Annotated in this window: 4 protein-coding genes; 2 read left to right on the forward strand and 2 right to left on the reverse strand. The window is 47.1% G+C overall.

From position 1 onward, the window contains the following. Positions 1 to 148: 148 nt before the first annotated feature. Positions 149 to 898 carry a hypothetical protein gene (locus JK213_RS15645; protein ID WP_194263503.1) on the forward strand — a complete coding sequence of 250 codons (750 nt, stop codon included), beginning with the start codon at positions 149 to 151 and terminating at the stop codon, positions 896 to 898. A gap of 92 nt (positions 899 to 990) precedes the next feature. Then, positions 991 to 1533 (forward strand): hypothetical protein, encoded by a 543-nt coding sequence (locus JK213_RS15650; RefSeq protein WP_322783078.1) that lies wholly within the window; start codon positions 991 to 993, stop codon positions 1531 to 1533. A 189-nt stretch (positions 1534 to 1722) separates the two neighbouring features. Here the strand turns inward: JK213_RS15650 and JK213_RS15655 are convergent, their stop codons facing one another. Together JK213_RS15655 and JK213_RS15660 are read right to left on the reverse strand one after the other, a co-directional pair. Then, on the reverse strand, positions 1723 to 3849 hold the full coding sequence (locus JK213_RS15655) for a hypothetical protein (protein WP_194263501.1): 2127 nt from the start codon (positions 3847 to 3849) through the stop codon (positions 1723 to 1725). Continuing rightward, a partial coding sequence (locus tag JK213_RS15660; protein WP_211571888.1) for a hypothetical protein occupies positions 3812 to 4177 on the reverse strand: 366 nt, incomplete at its 5' end. The genes JK213_RS15660 and JK213_RS15655, both read right to left, overlap by 38 nt.

A 4177-nucleotide genomic window follows, 5' to 3' on the forward strand; every position in this document is an offset into this window, starting at 1 on the left:
TGTGACGGCCGCACCCTATGCCGCCCCGCTCCAGTCGCCGGAGCTGATCCGCGCCCGGATCTATCAGGGCGTCTGATCTCTCGATCCTGACCAGCACCAGGGGGAGCGGCTTCGGCTGCTCCCCTCTTTTTTTGTTTCTGGAGATCCCATGCAGGACAGAAGACTGGGCAAGCGCGCCCCGAAACATGACCCGCGCACCTATCGCCTTGGCCGGGTGCTGGCCGTGCGTCTGCCAGCTGTGCCCGCAGCCCGCGACTGGTCGCAAAATGTGCCCTATCAGATGTGGGGCAATGACCGCTTCGGCTGCTGCGCCTTTGCCGCTCACGCCGCGCTGGTGGCGACCTGGACGAAGGCCGCGCAGAGCCTTGTGATGCTGTCGACCGAAACCGTGCTGGCCAACTATGCGGCGCTGACGGGCTTTAATGCCGAAACCGGGTACGATCCGGGCACCATTCTGCTGGACGAACTCAACGCCTGGCGCCGTGACGGCCTGCTCCGGCCGGGGCAGACCCGCGATTACCTGACCGCCTATGGCTCCATCGCGCCGACTGATGTCGTGGGCATCCGCCGTGCCATTGCCTATCTGGGCGGCGTGCTGACGGGTGTGCAGGTGCCGCAAGGCTTCCTCGATCTGGGGCTGGGCGAGACCTGGGACTGGGATGCCATCGCCGACCATACGCCTGCGGGTGGCCATGCCATCGCGCTCGTGGGCTACAACCCGGACGGCGTGTTCTTCAACACCTGGGGTACGCGCACCTTCATGCCGTGGGGCACTTTCACGCGGATTGCAGATGAAGCCTATGGCCTGCTGTCGCGCGAGAACTGGCTCGGCATTCCCGGCACAGCTCCGACCGGTGAGGACTTCGACGCGCTGCTGGCGGAAGTGAGGGCCGCGTGAATAACGAAAAAAATCCGCGCCGCTTTCTGCATATGCGAAGGGTACATAGCGCCTTTCTCTTCCTCATGCTCGCGAGCTGTTCATCAGGATCCGTGGCACCTGTCACGATCAGTCAGGCCATTGCCGGTGTCCAGGCGGATCTGACGAAGGCCGGTGTCGTCAGTGTCTCGGGCGTGCAGCACTGGACAGCGGATCAAGTCGCCCGGTTCGATGCCAACGTCCGGACGCTCCAGTGCGCGCAGCAGACGTCTGACCCGGTTGTCGCGATGATTGCCGGGGCGGTGAGGATGGATCTGTCGGGCAGCTTCAGCCAGTCGGGATCGTTCTCCATTTCAGCGTCGTCGGCTCTGCCGGTTTTTGGATTGCAGGCAGATGCCATCCGGACGAAAGGTCAGACCATGAATGTCCCGGTCCAGTTTGTGCCTTTGTCGGCTCTGGCTGATGCCGAGGCTGGACGGGAGGTTGGGTACGCCGGGGCGCTCCTCGGACAGAACGATGCCGTGCGGGAGCGAGTGGCCGCTCGAATTGAGGGGGACCGGACGGCGCTGGCAGCACGTGTCGAGGTGCTGATCTCGAATGTTACGCTCTGCTTTGGAGCGAAGATCCGACCATTCGTAGGCTCCAAGAAAGAATAAAAAATACTATTACAAAAAAGGCATTTTTTCAACCAACAGGGAAGAATATGACGTCATCTCGCAACGTATGTGCGTGTCGTTAACTGCCTTCGAGGTTCTAAGTTCCCATTTTAACCTTGACGTGTTTACCTAATTGATTTGCAAGAGCGACCGCATGAAGAAAACAGTGCTCTTGCGATTGCTTATATATCAGATATCATCAGTTTTAATATTAAGATCTAACGAGGATGGGTCGCTGAAGTAAGCAGATTTTGCATGGGTTGTAAGATTATAACTGTAAACTTGCCCAGACGCACTTCGATCTACCAAATTTCGTTCAGCCAGATGCTTTCCACGCCGCCCAACGAGTTGGCCAGAACAATCGAGATCTCCCGCTATTTCAGAGGCGAACATCGGTTTCTGCTCATTATATAACGTCCGTAAAATTTCCAGTTCAGTTTCTGGAAGAAGAAGTTCTGGACTAATTGTTTCAATTACATCTCCATATTTCTTTGAGAGGTTTACAACGGTGCAAGTTCCAGTCTGACATTCTGGGCACTTCATGTGAAACAATTTCAAGGCTTGAAGCATAGATACTTCGAAATCCGTGCCACAGCTTGGACATTTAATTTCTTGGTTTTCCTGGATATAACTTCTCGCCAAACTATTATAGTCGAATTTTCTGTCTACAAAGTATAGTCTATCTTCACGCCTATCGGTTGGACGACCGAAACTAATCTGATATTTTACACATAAGCCGAAATTCAGTGCATAAATTGAGACACGGACCCCCTCCCTGTCTGATTGCTCAAAATATTTCGTTATAAAAAACGACGTCTCAAGTGATTGTAGGAGTTCGTCGTATTCATGCGAAACATAAAAATGGCTTGAATAAGGTCGGCTTCGGTTTGATGAACTGTCACGAGAACCTTCTTGCCTGATAAGTCGAGCACGTGAAACTATTGTTTCAAGAAGGTCTTTTAGTGAGTATATCGATGAGCGCTCTCTAAAGCTAAGGTTGTATTTTCCAATTTCAAAAAAAGGAGCAATTTTTTCTTCAAAATATCTTTGAGAAGACTCTTGAATAGACTGAATTCCAATCTTCTTGTCGTAAATTAATTGAGAATCATAAGCGTAAAGCATAAGATGGCCAAGTATGCGGGGATTAGCCATAGATGCATAAAAGAGAGTGCGCCAAAAATCAGGTAACTTTACATTAAAAAATACTGCAGCATCTATCTTGCAGAAATGTTGAATTCTTTTTTCAATTATTCTTTGAACAAAGTTTATGGCTTTGTCTTCCATTTTCGTAACGCCGCCGCCTCCGTATAGACCGTACATATCCAAATGAATTTCTTCGATTTTAGTTTTATCGAGAGATCCAAGATAAACTCGCCCAGGATAAGCTGCGATCTTAAATTTTATAAAATCAGACCACCTAGCTAGCGGTGATATTAGCGCATCTACCAATAGATACATTGCTTCACGTGGCAATTCAGAAAAATCGTCTAAAAATATGTAAAGATTCTTTATGCCGATTGAAGAAAGAATTTTCTGAATTTCTGAAATTATATTGTTTAAATCCATAATCCTCATTAATATATTTGTATAAACGTCTTCGTTGCTATGCTCATATGAGTAATTGTTTTCTAAATCAGCATTTATTCCGCCACTTATATCTGATTTGGATGCAGAAATTTTTATGCCGCCTGATTTTTTCTTGCTTTTTTTCTCAGAATCATTAATTTTTATTTCACTGGATATTATTCCAGCAATATTTTCGTAATTAGGAGACTCTAATTTTTTAATGATTTTGTCTAGGCCGGCAAATATCTCTGTTGATGTGCCTGAAAATCTATCCCGCAATCTGGTCAGAAAGCTTTGATCAACCTGAGCTTTTAACTCGTTTCGGATATCTGAAATTAAGAGTTTGAAAAATTTTTTATAAAGTAAAAATTTTTGAATTTGATCGGGGGACATAGCTGCATCTAATGCTTCTATCCTGATTGACGCGATAGGATCAATTTGTGATGCTTCAAAAACATTTCGAATATCCATATAGGCGGAAATGATATTTGATTTATTTTTTCGTATCTCGTGTTGCACACGTTGAAATACTGTTGATTTTCCGCTTCCTTTTCGACCCACTATAAATGTCGTATTTTCAGACAAAAGTGTTTTAAATACGTGTTCATTCGGTAGAGGATCTACGTAAAGTTTCTCGATTAGAGATCTGTTTCTATCATCATTAAGCTCAGCTCGACTAAATAGCTTAAGAGATACCGCTGCTTTATGGAAATTATCCAAATTTTTTGATGTAAGTTCGGTTGCCATCATTTGCTCCTGTTTGCTTGATGCCACAGTTGCACAAACGTAGCGCCATTCGAACCCTATTTCTGCTCTTTCGAATGGTCGAGTTAACAAGACCCGCCTTAGCCCTTAGGAGACCGATAACTTTGAATGACTTCCGCCTTGTGTAAGGTGTCTGAATATAATCAAATATGGCAGAAATGGGATGTAGTATATTATAGTTCAGCATCGTAAAATAAATAATTATAAGATGAGCGACCGAGATAATTGCATGAACAGAAGTTACCAACTTCTCGCCCTCACGATCTCCTCCAGCCGGGTCGTGTAGCGGGCTGACAACAGGGACTGTCGCGGC

Origin of the sequence: Gluconobacter sp. Dm-44, assembly GCF_018256175.1 — a bacterium.
Classification (GTDB): Bacteria; Pseudomonadota; Alphaproteobacteria; order Acetobacterales; family Acetobacteraceae; genus Gluconobacter; species Gluconobacter cadivus.

Excerpts from the sequence above, each read along its gene's own strand:
- JK213_RS15645 (WP_194263503.1), top strand. The coding sequence starts at position 149 with ATGCAGGACAGAAGACTGGGCAAGCGCGCCCCGAAACATGACCCGCGC.
- JK213_RS15655 (WP_194263501.1), bottom strand. The coding sequence starts at position 3,849 with ATGATGGCAACCGAACTTACATCAAAAAATTTGGATAATTTCCATAAA.